Source organism: Pseudomonas citri (assembly GCF_025336485.1).
Taxonomy (GTDB): Bacteria; Pseudomonadota; Gammaproteobacteria; order Pseudomonadales; family Pseudomonadaceae; genus Aquipseudomonas; species Aquipseudomonas citri.
Map to the genome: position 1 here is coordinate 76,734 of NZ_JAODAB010000019.1, position 22,241 is coordinate 98,974.

12 protein-coding genes are annotated in these 22,241 nt (G+C 61.7%); 8 read left to right on the plus strand and 4 right to left on the minus strand.

Annotation, left to right across the window (positions count from 1 at the left end; translation table 11 throughout):
* The first annotated feature begins 18 nt into the window (after nt 1-18).
* The 8 genes from proW to N4Q37_RS19760 all read left to right on the plus strand — a co-directional run bounded on the left by proW (nt 19) and on the right by N4Q37_RS19760 (nt 9,981).
* Nucleotides 19-972 (plus strand): glycine betaine/L-proline ABC transporter permease ProW, encoded by a 954-nt coding sequence (proW, locus tag N4Q37_RS19725; protein WP_260961231.1) that lies wholly within the window; start codon nt 19-21, stop codon nt 970-972.
* A gap of 60 nt (nt 973-1,032) precedes the next feature.
* Nucleotides 1,033-2,046, plus strand: a complete 1,014-nt coding sequence (gene proX / locus N4Q37_RS19730; RefSeq protein WP_390897948.1) for a glycine betaine/L-proline ABC transporter substrate-binding protein ProX — start codon at nt 1,033-1,035, stop codon at nt 2,044-2,046.
* A 66-nt stretch (nt 2,047-2,112) separates the two neighbouring features.
* Nucleotides 2,113-3,459, plus strand: coding sequence for a dimethylsulfonioproprionate lyase DddP (dddP, locus tag N4Q37_RS19735; protein WP_260961232.1), 1,347 nt, complete (start codon nt 2,113-2,115; stop codon nt 3,457-3,459).
* Nucleotides 3,460-3,705: 246 nt separating this feature from the next.
* A complete protein-coding gene (locus N4Q37_RS19740; RefSeq protein WP_260961233.1) occupies nt 3,706-4,662 on the plus strand; it encodes a GlxA family transcriptional regulator in 957 nt (318 codons plus the stop codon).
* A gap of 138 nt (nt 4,663-4,800) precedes the next feature.
* Entirely contained in the window at nt 4,801-6,120 is a 1,320-nt protein-coding gene (locus tag N4Q37_RS19745) for an NAD(P)/FAD-dependent oxidoreductase (protein ID WP_260961234.1), read from the plus strand.
* A gap of 65 nt (nt 6,121-6,185) precedes the next feature.
* Nucleotides 6,186-7,514, plus strand: coding sequence for an MFS transporter (locus tag N4Q37_RS19750; protein WP_260961235.1), 1,329 nt, complete (start codon nt 6,186-6,188; stop codon nt 7,512-7,514).
* Between the two features lie 72 nt (nt 7,515-7,586).
* Entirely contained in the window at nt 7,587-8,489 is a 903-nt protein-coding gene (locus N4Q37_RS19755) for a dihydrodipicolinate synthase family protein (protein ID WP_260961236.1), read from the plus strand.
* 1 nt (nt 8,490) lies between these two features.
* The gene (locus N4Q37_RS19760; protein ID WP_260961237.1) at nt 8,491-9,981 is read left to right on the plus strand and encodes an aldehyde dehydrogenase; all 1,491 of its coding nucleotides are present in this window, start codon (nt 8,491-8,493) and stop codon (nt 9,979-9,981) included.
* Between the two features lie 127 nt (nt 9,982-10,108).
* On the opposite strand, the gene N4Q37_RS19765 is transcribed toward N4Q37_RS19760, so the two are convergent.
* From N4Q37_RS19765 to N4Q37_RS19780, 4 genes are read right to left on the minus strand one after another with little or no spacing between them, the layout of a single operon-like run.
* Nucleotides 10,109-11,005, minus strand: a complete 897-nt coding sequence (locus tag N4Q37_RS19765) for a PoNi-like cognate immunity protein (RefSeq protein ID WP_260961238.1) — start codon at nt 11,003-11,005, stop codon at nt 10,109-10,111.
* Nucleotides 11,002-19,674 (minus strand): two-partner secretion domain-containing protein, encoded by an 8,673-nt coding sequence (locus N4Q37_RS19770; RefSeq protein ID WP_260961240.1) that lies wholly within the window; start codon nt 19,672-19,674, stop codon nt 11,002-11,004. The genes N4Q37_RS19765 and N4Q37_RS19770 overlap by 4 nt, the downstream gene beginning before the upstream one ends.
* Before the next feature lie 45 nt (nt 19,675-19,719).
* Nucleotides 19,720-20,238 carry a toxin-activating lysine-acyltransferase gene (locus N4Q37_RS19775; RefSeq protein ID WP_260961241.1) on the minus strand — a complete coding sequence of 173 codons (519 nt, stop codon included), beginning with the start codon at nt 20,236-20,238 and terminating at the stop codon, nt 19,720-19,722.
* A gap of 10 nt (nt 20,239-20,248) precedes the next feature.
* Nucleotides 20,249-22,027, minus strand: a complete 1,779-nt coding sequence (locus N4Q37_RS19780; protein WP_260961242.1) for a ShlB/FhaC/HecB family hemolysin secretion/activation protein — start codon at nt 22,025-22,027, stop codon at nt 20,249-20,251.
* Nucleotides 22,028-22,241 lie beyond the last annotated feature (214 nt).

Here is a 22,241-nt window from a genome sequence, read left to right on the forward strand (position 1 = left end):
ATGAAAAGGTAATCCACCATGTCCGACTTCAGCTTTCTCGACCCGTTCCAGACCCTGGTCATTCCCTTGGGTGACTGGGTAACCAGTACCCTGAATTTCCTGGTCCACAACTTCCGCGATGTGTTCCGTGCCATTCGCTGGCCCATCGACCAGGTGCTCAACACCATCGAACTCATCCTGAAAAGCATTCCTCCGAGTATCGGCATCCTCCTGTCGTCGCTACTGGGCTGGCAGCTGGCCGGCAAGCGCATGGCCCTGCTGTGCGTCGTGACGCTGACGCTGTTGGGTCTCATCGGCGTGTGGTCGGAGTCGATGACCACCCTGGCCCTGGTCCTGACGTCGGTGTTTTTCTGCGCGTTGATCGGCATCCCCCTGGGTATCTTCTGCGCCCGCAGCGACCGCCTGGAGCAAGTGATCCGACCGATCCTCGACGCCATGCAAACCTTGCCGGCGTTCGTTTATCTGGTGCCGGTGGTGATGCTGTTCGGCATCGGTAACGTCCCCGGCGTGCTGGTGACCATCGTGTTCGCCCTGCCGCCGCTGGTCCGCCTGACCAACCTGGGCATCCGCCAGGTGCCGGAAGACAAGATCGAAGCAGCCCGGGCCTTCGGCTGCACACCTCGGCAAATGCTGACCCGCGTGCAACTGCCGCTGGCCACCTCGACCATCATGGCCGGCCTCAACCAGACCCTGATGCTGTCGCTGTCGATGGTGGTGATCGCTTCGATGATTTCCGTTGGCGGCCTGGGACAGATGGTCCTGCGCGGCATCGGCCGACTGGACATGGGCCTGGCCACGGTCGGCGGGGTTGGCCTGGTGTTGCTGGCCATCTTCCTCGATCGCCTGACCCAGGCCATGGGCGCACGGAGCGGCGCCGACCCGAGCTTGCGTTGGTACCAGACCGGCCCGGTCGGCCTGGTGCTGCGCCTGTTCGGCGCAGGAAAACCCGCAGGGCGGCGCAAGACCGCCTGACAGAGAGTCACATTGATCTGCCGCACTTGAAGATAAAAACCAAAAGAAAGGTACGCAACGATGTCCATGCTCAAGCTTCCCAGCACGCTTCTGAAATGCGCGACGGCACTGACCCTGACCGCCGCTGCCCTCTGCGCCCACGCTTCAGCGGACAAGCCGGGCGACGGAGTGAAAGTCACGCCGATCTTCCCATCCATCGCTGAAGAACGCTTCCGTGGCGAAATCGCCATGCAAGGCCTGCGCGACCTGGGCTACAACGTCCAGGAGCCGAAGGAAACGGAATACGGGGTCATGATGATGGCCCTGGGCAACGGTGACGCGGATTTCACTGTGCACCTGTGGGACAAGCTGCACGCCAAGTTCTACCAACAGGCCGGTGGCGATGACACCATGGTCAAGGCCGGCGACATCATGCCGGGCGTACTGCAAGGCTACCTGATCGACAAGAAGACCGCCGATCAGTACCACATCAAGTACCTCACCGACCTGAAGAAGCCGGAAATCGCCAAGCTGTTCGACACCGACGGCGACGGCAAGGCAGACATGACCGGGTGCAACCCCGGCTGGGGTTGCGAGCTGATCATCGATCACCACATGAAGGCCTATGACCTGGGTAAAACCGTCAAGGTCAACCAGGGCTCCTACTTCGCCCTCATGGCCGACACCATCACGCGGTACAAGGAAGGCAAGCCGATCCTTTACTTCACCTGGGTTCCCCAGTGGATCGCCACCGTGCTGGTCGAAGACAAGGATGTGGTCTGGCTGGAAGTACCGAAGACCGACCTGCCTGACGGCAACAATAGTGTCGACACCATGTACAAAGGCAAGAACCTGGGCTTTGCCGTGGACAAGGTCGAGGCCGTGCTGAACAAGGACTTCGCCAAGAAGAACCCGGCAGCCCTGAAGTTCCTCTCGGTCATGCAGATCAGCACCGCCGATGAGAGCGCGCAGAACCTGAAGATGCAGGAAGGCGAGAAAAAGCCGGCCGACATCACCCGCCACGCCAAGGAATGGATCGCCGCGCATCGCCAGCAGTACGACGGCTGGCTGCAAGCCGCACGTGCGGCCAAGTAAGCGAACACCGATGAACAGCGGGGGCAGCCACTGGCCCGCCCCCGCTTTGAAAGGATGACCGGTGAGATGAGCACTTCGCCCTTTTCCATGTTTGCGAATACCCGGCGGATCGACCCCGCCAGACAACGCGCCGCCGCGCTCAAGATCGACGGTTCCGTCGACGACAACGACCGCGTCGAGATCGGCCCGACCCCACTGGCGTTTTCCGAGTGGGCCGCGCTGGGGTTGCAACCGCCTCACCTGCCGACGATGCGCGAATACCGCCTGCGGCGTCTCCAGGAGCAACTGATCGCCCGCGACCTGGGCGGCATCCTGCTGTTCGATCCGCTGAACATCCGCTACGCCACAGACACCACCAACATGCAATTGTGGACCACCCACAACCCCGCCCGCGCCTGCTTCGTGGCGGCCAGCGGTCATGTGGTGTTGTGGGACTTCCATGGCTGCAATCACCTTTCCGCGCACCTGCCACTCGTCAGCGAGCTGCGCAGCGGCGCGTCTTTTTTCTATTTTGAAACCGGTGAGCACACCGACAAACACGCGCATCATTTCGCCGCCCAGGTCGATGAACTGCTGCGCCAGCACTGCGGCGCCAATCGCCGGTTGGCGGTCGATCGCATCGAAGTGGCGGGCCTGCGCGCCCTGGACAGGTTGGGCGTGGAAGTCTGCCAAGGCCAGGAAGTGACCGAATTTTCCCGTTCCATAAAAGGCCCCGATGAAATCAAGGCCATGCGCTGCGCCGTCGCCTCCTGCGAAGCGGCCATCGGCGAAATGCACCAGGCCTTGCGCGCCGGCGCCACTGAAAACGATGTCTGGTCCGTGCTGCATGCCGGCAACATCCGCCGCGGTGGCGAATGGATCGAAACGCGCATCCTCAGCTCCGGCCCGCGCACCAACCCGTGGTTCCAGGAGTCCGGGCCGCGAGTCCTGGGCGATGGCGATCTGTTGTCATTCGACACCGACCTCATCGGCGTCTACGGCATGTGCGTGGACATGTCGCGCAGCTGGATCTGTGGTGGGCTCGAACCTACCGCCGAACAGAAACGTCTGTATCGCATCGCCCATGAACACATCACCCACAATATGCAGCTGGTAAAACCGGGCGTTCGCTTCAACGAATTGACGGCCCGCGGCCACCGCCTCCCGGAATCGTGCCGCGCCCAGCGCTACGGCGTGATGTTCCACGGGGTCGGACTGTGTGATGAATACCCCTGCATTCGTTACCCCGAAGACCTCGAAAGCTATGGATATGAAGGCGAGCTCCAACCGGGCATGGCGTTGTGCGTCGAAGCCTATGTGGGAGAAGTCGGAGGGCGGGATGGGATCAAGCTGGAAAATCAATTATTGGTGACCGAAGAGGGTTATGAACTGTTGACCCATTACCCCTTCGACGAAAGCTTCCTGCGGGATTGATCCACTGTTCTTCAGCGCCTTTTTATAACGAAGGGTTATCCAATAAGGCGCGCAAATGTTGTTGGACTGAGTGACACGACAATAATAGATTGAGGTCAGCCTTGTAATAGGCCGTCAACATAATTAATCCGCGAAAAGCCTGCGCGTCAGTGTCTTTTTCCTGGAGCCCTGCGCGGTAGTGTGAGTCAAATGAACAGTCTTAACAGAAACCCCGGAATAACCTTTGCTCAGCACCCGGCAAATTACATGTTGCCCAATGCTGAACGTGTAACCACTTCAAGGGTGGGGTTTCTTTTGCTGGAAAAATTCTCACTGCCCTGTTTCAGCTTGTCCCTGGATGCCCTCGCCACGGCAAACCTCATCAAGCCGGGTTCCGTGAGCGTGCATATCTTCAGTCACACCCATACCGAGGTCATGAGTGACCTGGCGATTCCGATCCGACCAGACACGCCGTTGACAGACATCCGCCTCGGCGAGCTTGACCTGATGATCGTGTGTGGCGGCCAACATACCCCAAGGGTCGCTCCCCACTGGCTCATGGCGCTGCTGAAAAAGCTGGGCAACGCTTCCGTCGCCCTGGGTGGCCTATGGAATGGCGCGTGGTACCTGGCCCGGGCCGGCCTGCTGGACGGTTACCGCTGCGCCATTCATGCCGAGCAACGATTGGCCCTGGCCGAACGCTCGCCCAACATCAATGTGTCATTGGATCCGTTGATTTTCGACCGCGACCGGTTGACGGCAGCCACGCCGAACGGTGCCTTCCATATGATGATCAAGTGGTTGGGCAAATCTTGCGGCGCGCAACTGGCGGATGCCGTGCTCGAAATGCTCGATCATGAGCAATATCGATTTCGCAGTTGCGCCGACACACGCCATCAACGATTGAGCGGCCCCTTGCGCGAAATCGTCACGCTGATGGAAGCCAACCTGGAAGACCCACTGGATTCAGACCAGTTGGCGCGTTGCGTCGGCATTTCCCGGCGCCAAGTGCAACGGTTGTTCCGTGAGCAACTGGCAACCAGTCCGCAAAAATACTATTTGCGATTGCGCGTCAATGAAGCCCGTCGCCTGCTGAAAAACTCGAACTTGCCCATCTTTCAAGTTGCACTGGCTTGTGGCTTCGTGGCCTCCAATCACTTCACCAAGTGCTACAGCATGCAGTTTGGTTATCCACCGTCCAAAGAACCGCGCTACGAACTTTGACAGGCCGATATGACGAGTGCCGACTGGAATGAATCAACTGCAACTTTTGAATATCTCGTTGAACTGACCGCGTCAATTCGGCCATGCACTTGCGCAACAGCCCTGGCCTTGAATTGATTAATGGAACTGGATCCCTAAATGACAAAAATATGTTCACTGCCGGCCGATGATCAAAGCTGTGGCTGGTATCACTTGAGCAAGGGCCGTCAGGTCAAGCCTTCCCATCAGGGCCATACCAGTGCTCGATGGGTGATCGTCGGTGCGGGGTTCACCGGCCTCGCGGCGGCCCGCCAGTTGGCGATGCATTTTCCTGACGAGCCCATCCTCCTGATCGAAGCGCAGGAGGTGGGTTTCGGCTCTTCCGGGCGCAACGCCGGTTTTGCCATCGACCTGCCTCACGACATTGGCGCCGAGGATTACATCGGCGACATCGCCACGGCCAGGACGACGCTGAAACTCAATCTCAGCGGACAGTCCTACCTGAAGGAATTGGTGGAACGCTTCAACATCGATTGCCAGATGAAGCACTGTGGCAAGTACCAGGCGGCGGTCGAAACGCGGGGTGTCGCGGTACTCGACGCCTACCGCAGTGGCCTCGACAAACTCGGCCAGCCCTACGAGATGATCGAGGGGGACGACTTGCCCGAGCACATCGGCACCCACTTCTACCGCAAGGCCCTGTTCACCCCCGGCACTTCCCTGATCCAGCCGTCGGCGCTGGTCAAGGGGCTCGCCGACAGCCTTCCGGGCAACGTCACGCTGTACGAAAACACTCCGATCACCGAGGTGGAATACGGCGCCAAGACCGTGCTCAAGCACGCCAACGGTTCGATCACCGCCGACAAGCTGATCCTGACCAACAACGCCTTCGGCATGAGTTTCGGCTTCCTCAAGGGGCGCATGCTGCCGGTGTTTACCTACGCCAGCCTGACCCGTCCGATGAACCAACAGGAGCAAGCCGCCCTCGGCGGCAAACCCTATTGGGGGCTGATACCTGCCGACCCGTTCGGCACGACGGTGCGGCGCACCGTGGATAACCGCCTGCTGATCCGCAACAGCTTCAGTTTCAACCCGACGGGGCGCAGCGATCAGAAGTACCTGCAGCGTTTCGTGTCCCGTCATCGGGCCTCGTTCGAACGACGCTTCCCGATGCTCCCGGATCTGGCCTTCGAGTACACCTGGGGCGGTGCGCTCGCACTGTCGCGCAACCACGAAGGTTATTTCGGCGAGCTGTCGCCCAACGTCTACGGCGCACTTTGCTGCAACGGCCTGGGCGTCACCCGAGGCACCGCCACGGGCAAGTTGCTGGCCGACTGGCTGGCGGGTGAACGCGACGAATTGATCGACTTCGTGCTGCGCTCACCCGGGCCATCGGCCAACCCACCGGCGCCACTGGTTTCCCTCGGCGTCAACGCCAACTTGATGTGGGGCCAATATCGGGCCGGCCGGGAAAGCTGACCCGCACGAAGCGTCGCGCTCGAACTGAATACCGGATTCAAACAAGAACAATTTCAGGTACAAGAATGACAAGCCTCAGTACGTCCATAGAAGATGTCCCCCTTAATCGGTTCCACAGGTTATTGACCCTGCGCTCGGGCGGCGGCTCGTTCGTTGACGGTTATGTGCTCAGCATCATCGGCGTGGCGCTTGTGCATATTTCACAAGCACTGGCGCTGGACCCTTTCTGGGAAGGCATGATCGCCTCCTCGGCGCTGATCGGGATTTTCTTCGGCGGTTTTCTCGGCGGCTGGCTCACTGATCGGTTGGGTCGCCAGAAGCTTTTTTTCGTCGGGCCGGTGTTGTTCGTCAGCGCTTCGATCGCCCAGTTCTGGGCTGAATCGGCACTGGCGATTTTCCTGCTGCGCCTGGTCATCGGCATTGCGGTGGGGATCGAGTACCCGGTCGCCACCTCCCTGCTCGTCGAGTTCATGCCCAGGAAATACCGCGGCCCACGGTTGGCCACGCTGACCATTCTCTGGTTCGCGGGGGCGGCCTGTGCCTACATCGCCGGGGAGATCATCCTGCGCCTCGCTGGCGACGACGCCTGGCGTTGGGTGCTGGCCAGTTCGGCAGTGATCGGTCTCGCATTGTTCATTGTCCGTCTCGGCACGCCTGAATCACCGCGTTGGCTACTCAGTAAAGGGCGAGCCGTGGAAGCGGAAGCGGTCATCAAGGACGTCTACGGCCCAGAATTTTCGCTCAAGCATCTTCCCGAGCAGCAAGCCAAGCTGAAAGTCACCCTCTGGAATCTGCTGTATTCGGGCTACGGCGTGCGAATGCTGTTCGTCGTGGTCTTCTGGACCTGCTGCATCATCCCGTTGTTCGCCGTCTACGCCTTTGCCCCCAAAGTGCTGGCCGCCTTGAATGTCACCGGTGACAGCGCCGCCGTTGGCGCGGTATTGATCACCCTGTTTTTCGTGGTCGGTTGCGTCATCGCCACGCGGATCATCAATCGGATCGGCCGGCGCAGCATGCTGATCCACAGCTTCCTGTTCTCCGGACTGGCGCTCCTGTGCCTGGGGGCATTCCACACCAGCGCAGGCGTATGGACCCTGCTGTTCTTCGCCATCTACGCCTTGTTCATCGGCGGTGCCCAGGTCCTGACGCTGGTCTATCCCAACGAGATCTTTCCTACGGAAATCCGCGCATTCGCGGTCGGTGTCGGTACGTCCTTCTCACGCATCGGCGCTGCCATTGGCACTTACCTGGTGCCGATCTCGCTCGATGTACTGGGCATCGCACAAACCATGTATGTGGCCGCCTTCATCACGTTGATCGGGCTGCTGTTGTCATGGCTGCTGGCACCGGAAACCCGTTCTCTGAACCTCCAGCAAGCGGCCGCCCTCGGTTAGGCAGATTCGTTGCGCCGGCCGCGCAAGGCTGGCGCTGTTTATAGGCAGTGACACTCATTTGGAGCGACACCCATGAAGTTCGAAGGTATCTACACACCCGCCATCACCCCCTTGGCCGCCGATGGCAGCATCGACAAGGCCGCTTTTGCCGATGTCCTGGAATACCTGGTCGAATCCAAGGTTCACGGCATCATCATCGGCGGCTCTACCGGTGAGTATTACGCGCACAGCACCCAGGAGCGCTTCGACCTGGCCGCCCAGGCCAAGGATGTGCTGCAAGGTCGCTTGCCACTGATCGTCGGCACCGGTGCGATTCGCACCGAAGACTCGGTGGCCTTCGCCGAAGCCGCCAAGGCCATCAAGGCCGACGCCTTGCTGGTGGGCTCGCCGCCCTACGCGCTGCCGACCCAGCAGGAAATCGCCATTCACGTGCAGGCCGTCGACCGCGCCGCCAACCTGCCGATCATGCTCTACAACTACCCTGGCCGCATGGGCGTGCATATGGGCCCCGAGTTCTTCGACGCGGTTGCCCAGTGCAAGAACATCGTCGCCATCAAGGAAAGCTCCGGCGACATGGGCCAACTGCACCGCCTCGCGTGCCAGTACCCGCACATCAGCCTGTCCTGCGGCTGGGACGACCAGGCACTGGAGTTCTTCGCCTGGGGTGCACGCAGCTGGGTCTGTGCCGGCTCGAACTTCATCCCACGCGAACACGTCGCCTTATACGAAGCCTGCGTGATCGAGAAAGACTTCAACAAGGGCCGGCGCATCATGGCGGCCATGATGCCGCTGATGGATTTCCTCGAAGGCGGCAAGTTCGTCCAGTCGATCAAGCATGGCTGCGAACTGGCCGGCCTGCGCTCCGGCGGCGTGCGTGCACCGCTGCAAGGCCTGGAAGACAGCGAGAAAGCCGCCCTCAAGGATGTGGTCGATACCCTGAAACGCACAATCGCCCAAATCACCGGAGGTGCCTGAGATGACCGAAGTCCTGAGCAAAGAACAATACCTGGCCATCGCCTCGCGCCTGGAGCTGCGCACCCAGGCCTTCATCGACGGCCGCTTTTGCGATGCGCTGTCGGGCAAGACCTTCACCAGCACCAACCCGGCCACCGGTGAAGTGCTGGCGCAGATCGCCGCTTGCGACAGCCAGGACGTCGACGTTGCCGTAGCGGCAGCCAAGCAGGCCTTCGACGACGGTCGCTGGCACAAGCAATCGCCCGGCGCGCGCAAGAAAGTGCTGCTGCGCTTCGCGCAACTGCTGGAAGACAATGCCCATGAACTGGCGGTGCTGGAAAGCCTGGACAGCGGCAAGCCGGTCAGCGAATGCCAGAACGTCGACGTGCCTGAGACCATCCACACCCTGCGCTGGCACGCCGAACTGATCGACAAGGTCTACGACAGCACCGCGCCAACCGGCTCCGGCGCCGTGACCATGGTGGTACGCGAGGCCATCGGCGTGGTCGGCCTGGTGCTGCCGTGGAACTTCCCACTGTTGATGCTGGCCTGGAAGATCGGCCCGTCGCTGGCCGCGGGCTGCTCCATCGTCGTCAAGCCGGCCAGGGAAACCACCCTGACCGCCCTGCGCGTGGCCGAGCTGGCCCATGAGGCGGGCATTCCGCCGGGCGTATTCAACATCACCCCAGGCGGCGGCCGCGATGCCGGCGAAGCCATTGGCCGGCACATGGACGTGGCCATGGTCAGCTTCACCGGTTCGACCGACACCGGTCGTCTCTTCTTGAAGTACGCCTCGGAATCCAACCTCAAGCGCGTCGTGCTCGAACTGGGTGGCAAGAACCCCGCCGTCGTGATGAACGACTGCGAAGACCTCGATCAGGTGGCCCAGTATGTGACCGCCGGCGCCTTCTGGAACATGGGCGAAAACTGCTCGGCGTCCTCGCGCTTGATCGTGCACAAGGACGTCAAGGATGAGCTGCTGCAACTGATCCGCAAGCACCTGAGCGACTGGAAACTCGGCGACCCGCTGGACCCGGAAAACCGTCTCGGCGCCATGGTCAGCAAATCGCATTTCGAGAAAGTGCGCTCCTACCTGGAATACGCCGCCGAACAGAAACTCAGCGTCTTCCAGGGTGGCGAAACCGAAGCCGGCGTGTTCGTACAACCGACCATCATCGACGGTGTGCAACGCGACAGCCGCCTGTTCATCGAAGAAATCTTCGGCCCGGTGTTGAGCGTCACCACGTTCACTACCCTCGATGAGGCCATCGAACTGGCCAACGACACCGTCTACGGCCTGGCCGCCTCGGCCTACACCGGCAACCTGCGCAATGCCTTGCGTCTGTCCCGGGAAATCCGCGCGGGCGTGGTGACGGTCAACTGCTTCGGCGAAGGCGACGCCTCGACGCCGTTCGGCGGCTACAAAGAGTCCGGCTTTGGTGGACGCGACAAGTCCATCTGGGCCCATGATCAGTACACGGAGCTGAAAACCATCTGGATCGACGCCTCGTAAACTGATCGGACGTGCTGTTCAGACGGAGCTCAGCACATCGGCCCCCCACCTCCACGCAGGCGGGGGGCCGATTTTTTTCAGGCTTTTACGAAAAGTGCCGTCATGTATAGGGTTTGCGGAACACACGCTACTTGCGCCCGAAGACCCTTGCCCAGAACCCCGCCTTGCTTTCCACGGCGCCTGTTTCCGGCGCTTGTGTTTCCTGTCGCACCGGGTGCGTACTCGGGCCGTCGGGCCTCAACAGATCACCCGGATAATGCTCAAGCCCCAGGCACTGCGAATCATCCAATCCAAAAGCCTTGACGGCCGCCACCGCTTCCACGCACCAACGACCGAAATACGCGCCGCCTTCGAAATTCTCGTCGCCGTAGGTGTACCAGTAGGGATGCTTGTAATTGACCGCCTGTGGATCGGAACCGGACTTCGCCCCCGTGCGTACTTCCTGATACCAATGACTGACAAAAGCCTCCAGCTTTGAAGCCTGCGTATCCACCGGCGCATCCACTGCAGCCAGCAGTCGTCCATAGGGTTTGGGGTAAAGGAGAACGGCGCCCACTTTGCGCTCGGGACTGCGACTCGCGATGATCCGGTCGAGCAGCACGTCCTCACCTTCATTGCCGATAAGGGCCAGCAGCCTTTGCCATTGATTATCTGGAATATCCAGCGCCAACCCCAGGCCGATCAACCAGAAGCAGACGATGTAGTGATCGTAGTTGACACGCCAGCTGTGGCGGGTGAATTGCTGCTCCGGGGTCCAGACTGACTCGCCGAGGCGCTCGGCCTCCTCCCAGGCATCGAGTAGGCCGGGGAAGTAACTCGACAAGTCGGCTACAGGGTAGCCGGCAGAATAGCGGCACAGAATCTGGTGCCAATGTTTTTGGGCAATGTTGAAAGAGTACTGCGGCGCGTAATCAGGATTGCCCGCGGGCGTAGCAGCAATCTCGAGCGTCGCGGCGATGTTCTCATCACCGTACTTAACCCATTCAGACCAGTAGCGGGAGTCTCCCAGTGGTGCACGAATCATCTGATCCCTCCCAACAGTTTGGATGCTGCAACCGGATCGGCCATAAACTTCCCACCTTTATCCAAAACACCTACGGTAACGTTTCCGAAGGGATCCGTATGAACCAGCCACTTTTCAACCCGGCCGGTCCGTAATGCATCGTTGATGCTGTCAGCCACTCTCCGGTTGCCACTGACCGACTCCAGAATGCGATCATAATTTGTGGCAGTCCCCTGCAACCAGCTATCACTCATCTGCAAACCATCCTTGGTCGGCTTCAACGTAGACGAGCCAAACTTGTACTCCACAACCAAGTAATCGACACCCGGTTTGTTGACCTTGTACAAATCGTCGATACCAGTCTGCCCAATATCCGGAGCCCGGCCAATCTTCTCGGCGCCCGGCACCAGTGACTTGATCCGCTCGCCGCCCATGACATCGCCGATGATGCTTTTTTGCGCGCTGGTCAGGGCCCGGAAATCCATCAGCGGCGTGCCATTGGGGTTGAACTGCCCGCCACGGGCCACCAGCTTATCGAACTTGGCCAGGCCGGCCATCGCCTCAAGCCCTTCCGTCCCCACCTTGATCCCGGCTTTCGCCAGCGCCACCCCACCCTTGGCCGCGCCGCCGACACCAGTGGCGATACTGCCGACCTGCCAGACAAGCTCGCCAAGGTCCTGGCCCAGCTGCACCGCGCGCTCATCACCGCCGTTTTCAAGGGCGTCCTTGACGCGGTCGAGTTTGGCGTTGAGTTCGTTGACCATCTTGTCGCCGAACTGCCTGCGGGCCTCGGGGTCGTTGATCAAGGCTCTCAGGCCATTGACCCCGTCGACAGGGTGCATGAGGAATTGCGCCACCCCTTCGACGTCGCTCCAGCCCGCCTGCAGCAGGCCCTTGCCTACACCAAAGCGGGTCAGGGTGTCTTGCTTCTTGTGGATATAGCCCCATTTGGCAACCACTTGAGCTTTGGCCAGCAGGCCCTCGGCCTCGCTGTATTCCTTCTCCGCCTGGACCAGTTGCTGGGTCGCCAGCCAGTTGTTGTCCACGGCGGCGCCGGCCGCGCTGGTGGCGGTGGCCGGGTCGAGCGAGGCGCTGGTGGCGGCCAGGCCTGTGACGAGGCTGACGATCAGGTTGCGCTTGGCTTCGCGCTGGACCTCGCTTTCATCGGGGCTGGCTTCGGAGAACAGGCCGGTGAGCAGGCTCGACGCCGCCGCGCCCGCGGCACCACTGCCACAACTCTGGCTGCTGGCCGCTGCACCCGCACAGGCGACGATGCCGTGCAGGGCCGCGTGCAGCGGCGAGCCTTCGGTGAGCTTGCCATCGGCCACCAGGTCGCCGATGTAGCCGGCGCCCTGTTGCTGCACGTAATTGACCACCAGGCTTTGCACGAATGCGCCGTTGCCGCCGCTGATATTGCCACTGGCCGCCGCCACCAACGCTGTGGTGATCTGCCGGTAGGTGCCACCCGCGCCCCAGTTGTCGGCGATATTGCGGGCTTCTGTGTTCAGTTGCTGGGCGCTGCCGAGTAATGCCATGCGTTCGGCGTCGGTCAACTGCGCGTTGGGGTCCAGGGCTGCGGCCTGAGCCGCCTCGGCCTGTTTGCGCTTGAGGTCGACTTCCTTGGCCTTGTTGGCAAGCAAGGTGCTGGCCTCGTTGGCGAACGCCCCGACGATCTCGAAGCCGGCACGGATTTCGTCCTCATCGAAAATCGGCTTGAGCGCGTTGCTGGTGTCGCGGTCGCTGGAGACATCGCGGTTGAGGTTGGCGATGGTTTGTGCGCCGGTCTGGCCGGTGCGCTTCTGTTGCTCGGCGTCGTTGCTGATGACCAGGGTGCCGCCACTGATGCCGCTGCGGGTGACGCTGCTGGCATCGTCACTGGCACTGATGGCAATCGGCATGGTGGCGCTTAAGTCGTTGTCGTTCTTCGGCAGTTCGGTGCCCGGCGTTTGCTTGCCGCCGCTCGTGGCGTTGCCCTGCTGGTCCTTGCCAACTTCGCGATAACCACCGCCAACGCTGACGGTGCTGGCGTCGTACTCGGCCTTGTTCTTGATGTCGCGGCTGGTGAGGCTGGCCGTGACCAGGCGATTCTTGCCGTCCTGCACGGCCTTGTCGCTGCTGGCGATGACCGCGCCGACCAGGTCGGTGTTGCCACCCACGCGAATGTCGAAGCCATCGTCACCGGCCTTGATGCCAGATTGTTCGGTCACGCTGGCGTAGTTGGAGTCAATGTCGGTGGCGCCGTAGTTGCCGCTGACGCCGTTGACCGAACTCATGCCGTAGCAGAACGGTGGAATGCACAGGCTGATGCCTACGCCCAGGCTCTTCTCGTCGACCACGTAGGTGTTGGTGTCTTGCAGGCTTTCGATGTTCAGGTCGCCACCGATATCGGCCAATACCTGCTTGCCGCTGGCCACCGCGCCTTTAAGGTTGGTGTCACCACCCGAGGACAGCAGCAATTGATTGCCCGCCTGGACGTGGGTGTTGGTATGAGTGAGCCCATCGCCGTCGGTCCGGCCACGGCTACCGGACGCCCCCAGATCGAGGGTGAAGCCGTTACGGGCACCGAGGGAGAAGCCAATACCGATGCTCGCGCTGCTGCCTTTGCTGTCGGTGTCCTGCTTCTCGGTATTGCGGGCCGTGAGCAGGTTGATATCACCGTCCGCCAACAGGCTGGCGTTGCGTCCGGCCTTGATATCGCTGCCTTGTACGGTGATGTCGCTGGCGGCACCAGCGCCTGTGGCGCGCAGGCGGACGTCGTTGCCGGCGGTCATGGTCGAGCCGGCCGCGCTGTCGCTGGTGTAGGTGGTGGTGCTTTCGTTCTTCTTGGTGCCCAGCGACAGGCTGATGTTGATCCCGCCCGCCGCGCCCGGGTCCATCGCCACGGCGGTAGCCGCGTTGTTGGCCGCCATGACGGCGGTGGCGGCGGCCAGGGCCTTCATGCGCCCATCGTCGGTTTTCTCCGACGCCTGTTTCATGTGTTGGGACGTCTGGATCGCGCTGATGACCGGGTTGGTCACGGTGAGGGTGAATCCGGTCTGCTTGAACAGGGTTTCACGCTCGCGCTCGCGGGTATTACGCGCTTCGACGACATCGATGGTCTGCGCCGTGACGTCGATGTTGCCTTGTGGCGCCGAAACGTGGCTGCCCACTTGCCGATAGCCTTTGCCTGCTTCGATCAGCACATCGCCGGCCGTCGAACCGACGGTGCTGGCGGCGGCCGTCTGCTCGGTGGTGAGGTCATTGACGCTCTGTTTCTGGCTACCCAGGGTGAAACCGATACCCCCACTGCTGAACAGGCCGCTTTTCTTCACGGACTTGTCGTGGCGCTCGCTGCTGCTGTCGGTGGCGGCCTCGATGTTGACGTTGTTGTCCGCCACCAGAAGGGTTTGGGTGGTAGAGACCACGTTGCTGCCGCTCAGGTTGATGTCGCGACCGGCCTGCACGTAGGTCTGTTCACCACTCAAGGTGGTGCCTTGGGCCAGGGTCTGGCTGACCGTATCACGGGTGGTGGTGGTCTTTTTGGAGAACCAGCCATTGCTGCCCTTGACCTTGTGCGCTTCATCGGCGAACTGGTAGTTCTCGCCAGCGGTCAGGTTGATGTCGCGCTTGGCGTCGACGAACACCGCACCTTGCTCGCTGGTCACCTGCGCGGCCCGTGCGTTGAGGTCCTGGCCCGCGCTCAGGCGCACATCGCCCTGGCCCTGGACCAGCGAACCCACTTCGGTCTGGCTGGCGTCCTTGCGCCAGTTACTGCTGTTCCAGGTCAGCGCTTGCTGGTGCGCCTCGCCAACGGTGGCCAGGTTGATGTTCTTGCCCGCCTCCAGCACCGTACTGCCGCCTGTTCCAGCATTGACCACCTGGGCCCCGCTGAGGTTGAGGTCGTTACCCGCGCTCACGCCCAATGTGCCCTGGGCACCACTGACGAACAGCCCGGCCACCCGCGACAGGTTAGTCCGGGAGCCTTGGACGCTGCTGCTGTCTCGACTGCTGGAGATGACGTTGATGTCCTGGCCGGCCCTGACCGACAGGCTGTCCACGGCACCGATCAGGCCACCGAGGTTGTTGAGATTATCCCGCGCGGTGATCGACGCCCTGTCGGCCTGGATACGCCCGCCGAGGTTATCGAGGTTCTGCGCAGTGATCGCCATGACGCTACGCCCGGCCAGGCTGCCACTGTTGACCAGGTCACCGACAATATTGAGGTTCAGTTGCTGCCCGGCAATCAGGGCGCCGGAGCCATTGAGGTCGCCTTCCTGGACCCGCACATACACCTGCGGTACCAGTACGTTGCGGGTCTCGCCATTGGCGAGGGTGACCTGTTTTTGCACCAGCCAGACAATGTCGCTGGTCAACTGGGCCATCTGTTCCGAAGTCAGGGCCACGCCGGGCACCAGTTGCCATTGGTTGGCGACCGTGACGGCGTTGTCAATCAGGGCGCGGTATTGCAGTTCGTCATTGGCGTAGCCGTCGATAAACCGTCGACCGGTGAGTTGCGCCACCTGCTCGCGAATCAGCTTCTGCTCGTAGAACCCGTCACCCAGACGTTGTTGCGTCAGTGCCGGGTCGACTTGCAGGCGTTGCAGCATGTAGTCCGACGACAACCAGGTGCGGTAGCTGGCGAAGCGAGGATCGGTTTCGATCAGGTAGCGGCTGGTGCTCTGCGGATGGGTGGTGAACAGGCTGTTGTCGGGCAATTCAAGGGACGGTCCGCCGCTACGAATCTGCTCGGCAACGCCTTTACCGTTCAACGTGGTTTGAGCCGTGACCTGAACGATAGGCGCCACTTGATGGGTACGGCCAGCGGCGGAGCCGACCGTACCCGTGGCGGCGATCTGGTCATTGATGTTTTGCTGGTCACGGGCACTGATTTGGGTGCCGGTTCCATTGCCGGCAGCGTTCTGTGCAAACACAGTGGGTTGCAGGGTGATGTCCTGGATCAACGGTGCCGGCGTGTAATCCGTGGTGGCAGTGCCTTGACGATCGCGCCCCTTACGCTGGATGCGGTAGAAATGGGTGGCGGTGCCGCTGTCGGTGGTGGTGCGCTGGCCGGTCAGTTCGGTATTGGTCAGGCTCGTGACGTCGGCCTGCAACAATCCACCGGCAATGATCCGGCTCTTGTCGTTGAGGACATCGCCAGCGCTGATATGCATCGTCCCGCCGGACAAGATCTGCCCCGGCGCCGACGTGGCGACCTGGGTTTCCTGCACCACGCGAGTGAAGTCATAGCGATTCCAGTTGTCTTGCCTGCCATCGGGAGTGGTCAGGTACAGGACTTCCTGGAGCGCTTGGGAAACCTGGTCGCCCGGATAGCGGTTCGGTGAACCGGTGAGCTGGAACTCCTGCAATGTGCTGCGACTGACCTCCACCTGCCGGGTGCTGAAATGCTCGTTGGTGTTGCGCACGCTTTGCACATCGAGCGACAGGTTACCGAGGGCTTCGATGGTCGCACTGGCATTGGTCAGTAGCTGGGCCCGACCCTGAGCCTTGTCGCTGGCACTCAACGCACCGCCGATGGCGAGGTCGCCCGCGCTGAGGATCAAGGCCTGTTCGCGGTTGTCCAGGGTGCCGGTGCCAATGTCCAGCGATTCGCGGGCGGCGATGGTCGCGGCGCTGCCGTTTTCATCGCGGTTGACCAGTGTCGAAGTGGCGATCGCCAACCGGTCACCGTACAGACGTCCCGTGCCCAGGTTGTTGAGCGAGAGGGCTTGCACACGCACTTGCCGACCGTCGATCAGGCCACGATTGGTCAGGCTGCCATTGACGTTGAGGCGAACCTGGTCGGCGCTGATCTCGCCGTTGGTGGCGTTGTCCAGGGTTTGTGCGCTTACTTGCAGGAGATTGCCAGCCAACAGGTGCCCGGTACTGTTGAAGCCCCCTTCGGTGCTCAGGTCGACCTTGTTGCCGGCTTGAATCCATCCACTGAGGTCCAGGCCCCTTTGCAGGCTGAACGTCAGATCGCCCAGGCTCAGGGCCCGACCGGCGCCATTGTAATAAGCGGCATTGAGCGACAGCAGGCTACCGGCAAGCAAAGTACCGCCCTGGTTGTGCACCGACTCATCCAGCACCAGTTGCACGTCGTCGCCCCCCTGCAACTGTCCGCCGCTGTTGTCCAGACGGACGCCGTCGACGCGCACGGATTTCTCAGCAATGATCTGGCCGCCGTTGCCATTACCCAGGTCGGTCGCCTTGAGCACCAGGGCGCCTTTGGCCCCGACGAACCCTGCATCGTTGTCGAGGTAGGCACTGCGTATCTCGACGTCACCTTGGCCGCTGATGCCTTGGGTGGTGCCCGACTGCCGGTTATGTAACGCCTGGCTGCCGGTGTCGATGAACAGCGTGCCCTTGGCCTGGATCAGGCCGGCAGCATTGCGCAGTTCTCCGCTGCGCAGGTCAAGGGTCGCACCGGCATTCAATGTGCCCTGGCTGTTGTCCACCAGGTTGCCATGACTGTTCAGAACCAAGGTTTGGCCATTGATCACACCGCCCTGGTTATTCAAGCCCTGGTTCGACAGCGTGACGTTGCCGAAGGCCTCCAGGCGCCCACCGCTGTTGTTCAGCGCATCGTCCGACACAGTGACCAGCAGGCCTGACTGCACCGAGCCCAGGACGCCTGAGGTGTTGTTCAACTGTCCGGCGAAGATTTGCATGCGCTGGGTGGCTGCGAGCGTACCGCCGAAATTGTTCAGCAGATCGAACGTTGCGTACAACTCGCCGCCGGCACTCAGCGTGCCTTGGGTGTTATCCAACTGTCCGCCGCTTACCTGGGTCTTGCCACTGGCGGCCAGGGTGCCGCCAGTGTTGTCGAGCCGCTTACGCGCGGTGACCGTCAATGTCCCGCCATCGGTGGCCAGGACTCTGCCGCGCTGATTGGACACGGTGCTGGTATCGAGGGTGACCTGTTGGCCCTGGATCAGCCCCTCATCAACCACCACATCGGCGGCGGTGATGGTCACCGCGCCATTGCTCGCCAGCCTGCCTTTGCTGCCGTCCAACCGCGCGGCCTGGATCTCCAGGGTACCTTTGCCGGCGTGTTCGACGGTGCCATTGTCGAAACGATTGGCGCCGAGCTTCAGGTTGTGGGCGTTGGAGGCAATGCGCCCGCTGCGGTTATCGAGGGTCGCACGGGCTACGATCGACATGTCCGCGGTGCCGGTCTGCACCAGTTCTCCCTTCACATTGGAGAAGTCACCAGCGCTCAGTTGCAGGTTGCCGGCGTTGATTTTCGCCGTGTCGGTGCGCAGGGTCTTGGCGCTCGTTGCCTTTAACATCTGGCTTGCATCGACCTGACTGCCACTGAGGTTGGCGTCGCCGGTACTGGCGGTCAGGGTGATGTTGCCTGCCCGGGTCTGGCTGGTGCTCAAATCCAAGTCATCCGCCTCGACGCTCAGATCGCCAGCGGCAAGGTTCTGGCCTTGCGCCTTGACCGTGGTTGCCCGCAACGTGAGGTCGCCGCTATTGCCCAGCTTGCCGTCCGCGCCCACGCCCGCCGCCAAGGTGGAGGCAGACGTGCTGGCGATGGTCTTGGCGGTCAGCGTCGTATGGCGTTGGCTGGCAACGGTGCCGCTGTTGTCGATGTCGCCGCCCTCGCTCACCAGCGTCAGGTCACCCTTGGCGTAAAGCGTGCCGCTGTTTTCAGCACCGGTGCTGGTGATTCGGGTCGCAGTCGTACTGCTGATGGCGCCCTGGTTTTGCAGTTTGCCGTCAGCGCTGATCACCACCTCACCGGCCATCGCGCCGATCTGCCCGGCATTGCGCACACCGACGCCGGACTCAGTACCCACCAGCATGATTTTCCCGGCATACATGCCACCCAGCTTGGCAACATCGATAGCGACGGTCGGCTTTTCGCCTTCGGCGGCGGGTAGCGGCGTAGCCTGGGTGTTATCGGCGTTGACCTGATTGCGTCCGGCCGTGACCTTCAAGTCGTTGGCCCAGACCCCGGCATTGACCTGCACGGTACGGGCGATCAAGTCCGTGTAGTCGGCCTCGCGGGCATCCAGGCCGTTGCCTTCGATATTGATGGCCCCACCCTGCACGGTGTAACCGGTGATGCGACCATTCTCCAACTGCGCCCGACCGGTGCTGAGGGTGGCCCGGTCGGCGTTGATGAAACCGCAACCGTTACAGGTGATACCGGAGGGGTTGGCGATCACCACTTCGGCGCGCTGGCCGGCGACTTCGACATAACCACGCAATTGGCTGGGATTGCTGGCGTTGACTTCGTTGAGAATCACCCGCGCGCTGCCGTTGTTCAACAGGGGGTTGCCTTGGACCCAACCACCGAGTCTGGTCTGGCTGTCGGTGGCACCGTTGTTGAGGATCACGCCACGGCCGTCGACGTCGAACTGGTTGTAGGTGTTGCGCGAAACCCCGCCGGCGCTGGGGGCACGGATATTCACCTGGGGAGTGCCATTGGCGCTTTCGATCACCATCGGCCGCTGGCCGGCCGGGGCGCCAGGATCGGCCACGATGGTGCCGGCCCAGGCAGGCGCAACGCTCAAGGACACCAACCCTATCGCCATCATCAGCGCAAAGCGCAAGGCCCCCAGCGTCACCGCGCACGTCGGTACGCTTGCCATTGGACCAGAGCGGCTTCCCGGTGCCTTGACCTGGCTGGTGACATTCTCCGCCACGACCATCAGCAGTCCGCGAGCCTTGTTGAAAACGATTCGGTACAGGTGCTTGTTCATTGCAATTCCATTTGCGGAGCCAGCCCGCGATACCAGAGGTTGGAGTTACGGTGTAATCGCCAGCGGATGCGCGGCAAACCAGGCCTTGGCCTGTTCAGGGATGACACCGATCCCTTGGAATGTCTTGATCCGCAGACCGCGCTCCTCGCCCCGGTGGTACAGGGCACGGGCGCAGCGGTTGGTGAACAGGTGACGGTGCAGCAAGCGGGTCAATGCGCCGGTGTGGCCGAAAGGCGCGACCCAGTCGTTGAGCCAGAGGCGCTCCCCGCTGTTCCAATCGGCCTCGCTCAAGGTCAGCGGCGACTGCTGCACATAGCGCTGTTCCGCGGCCTCGTCGAGGTTGAGCCAGGAGAGGTAGAACACCGGTTTGCCCTGTTCGGCACCGAGCACGAACTGCCGGTGCTTGAGGGCCGGCAGCAATAACGTCGGCAGGGTGTGCAACGGCGCATCGCGATGGGCCTTGGAATGCATCCACAGCCAGGTGACCGAGCCGAGTACGGCCGCTTCGTTCCAGGGTTCGTCGATCAGGCCGGGGGCGGTAATGTCTAGCGTCTCGAACTGCATGCAAGCACCTTTAGAATGACCAGGTGACGGTGAAGGCGCTGGTCACGTTCGCCGTTTCGAAACCGTCGGGTTTCTTCAACGGCGTGCCCAGCGACCAGTCATAGGACAGGCCCTTGTAACCACCTCGTATACCCACCACGGCACCGGCCAGGCGCTGACCGATCAGGAACTCGCTGGACGGGCCACTGACTTCGCCATAGTCGATACCGGTGTAGAGCTCCTGGCCGGTTTGCCCCAGGGACAGGCCGACTTCGTTGCGCAACGTCCAGCCCCGGTCGGCCGACAGAATGTTTTCACCATCGAAACCCCGCACGCTGTAGCGCCCGCCGATCGAAAAGCGATCCTGGGGCACCAGGGCGGTACGGTTCCATTGCGCCCGCCAGCCGCCGATGTAGCGCAAGCGCTGATTGGCGACCTGGAACGGCACCTGCAATTGAGCGTCTGCGGTAATGATCTGAGCACGAGAAGTTCCCGCGTCGAAATCTTCTTCGGGGGCCTTGAGCGAGTCATGGGCACCAGTGCCACGGCGATAGGCGGCACCCAGGTCAAGCGTTGACGCGCCGATGAACTCGCGGTGATTCAACCCGAACTGCCAGCCGGCCATGCGCCGTTTCTGGTTGCCGATCTCGGTATCATCGATGAAGTTCTCCGACGAGCGCGTCCACAGGCTGCCCCAGGCAGTGGTCTTGCGCACCGCGTCGCGGTAGAGCAGGCGCGACAGGCGCAACTCATTATTACGACTCTCGCCACGGTACTGGTAAGTCTGGTTGGCGCCAGCGACGGATTGCTCATAGTTGTACTCGCTGGAGGTGAAACCCAGTTGCCAGTAGCCAAATGGCAGCGAGTAATGCACGGTGTTGCCATCGGAGCCGCGGTGCCCGGACTCACCGCCACCCAAGTCATGGTTGACGCTGGCATAGAACAGATCATTGAGCGACAGCAGGTTATCCAGCGACAACGACACATTGCCCTGGTATTTACCGGTGGTCTTGCTGCCCGAATTGTCCAGCGACACACTCACGCGGGCCGGAAACCGCTGGCGCCAGGCAATCACCACATCACTTTCACCCGGCTGGGCATCGGCAGCCCGGGCGGGTGCGATCTGGATGTCAGCCTCAGCGGTGGGCACACGCTTGAAGTTCTCCAGCGCCTGTTCAATGTCCCGCAGATTAAGCAGGTCGCCAGGCTTGGCAGGCATTGCATTCCAGGCATTGGCACGGGGACTGGTGCCCTCGTCGAAACGAATCTCGCGGATGCGCCCCGGTACCAGGGTCAGCACCAGCACCCCACTGTTCAGATCCTGTGCCTCAGCGAGGACGCGGGTGGTGACGTAGCCGGCATCGATGATCGCATTCTGCATGCGCTTCATCGTCAGGTTGATCCCCGCACCACCCAGGCAGCGACCGATGGCCGGATCATGCTGGGGATTGGCGGCGCGCAGGGCCCATTGGAACCTTTCCGACGCCAGGCCAATCAAGCGGATTTCGTTGATCGCAAAGCAGGGGCTTTCCTTGGCGGTCAAACGCTCACCCTCCTCGCTCACCGGCGCTGCCTGGAGGCGCACATCAGGTCGCGATTCCAATTGATCGCGCAGTACCCGTTCGCGCTCCCGCTGACGCAGCAGTTCCTCTTCAGGAGCCGCCGCCTGCGCCACGCCGTTGCCGATCACTCCCGCGACGAGCAGACACAGTGCGAGCGGTCTGGCGCTGAAGGGAGACGAACGGGCCTGGCCCTGGAAACGACCAGTGGTGCTGGGCCTATACGTTCGGCAAGGTACCGCTGGGCGCATGTCACATCCTTGTGGCCTGAATCAAACACAGTGAGCCAGCCCACCAGGAACAGCAGTGCACTGACACGGAAAAAGGAGGTACGTGTCCCGTCGCAACGAAGGAAAAGTCCTACGACGTACCGAGACGGTCAGATAGCAATAAGGGGATAAAGTTTCGAATCCGGAAACACACTCGATACCGATTCGTAGAAATGGGCGGTGGTTCACATATTGC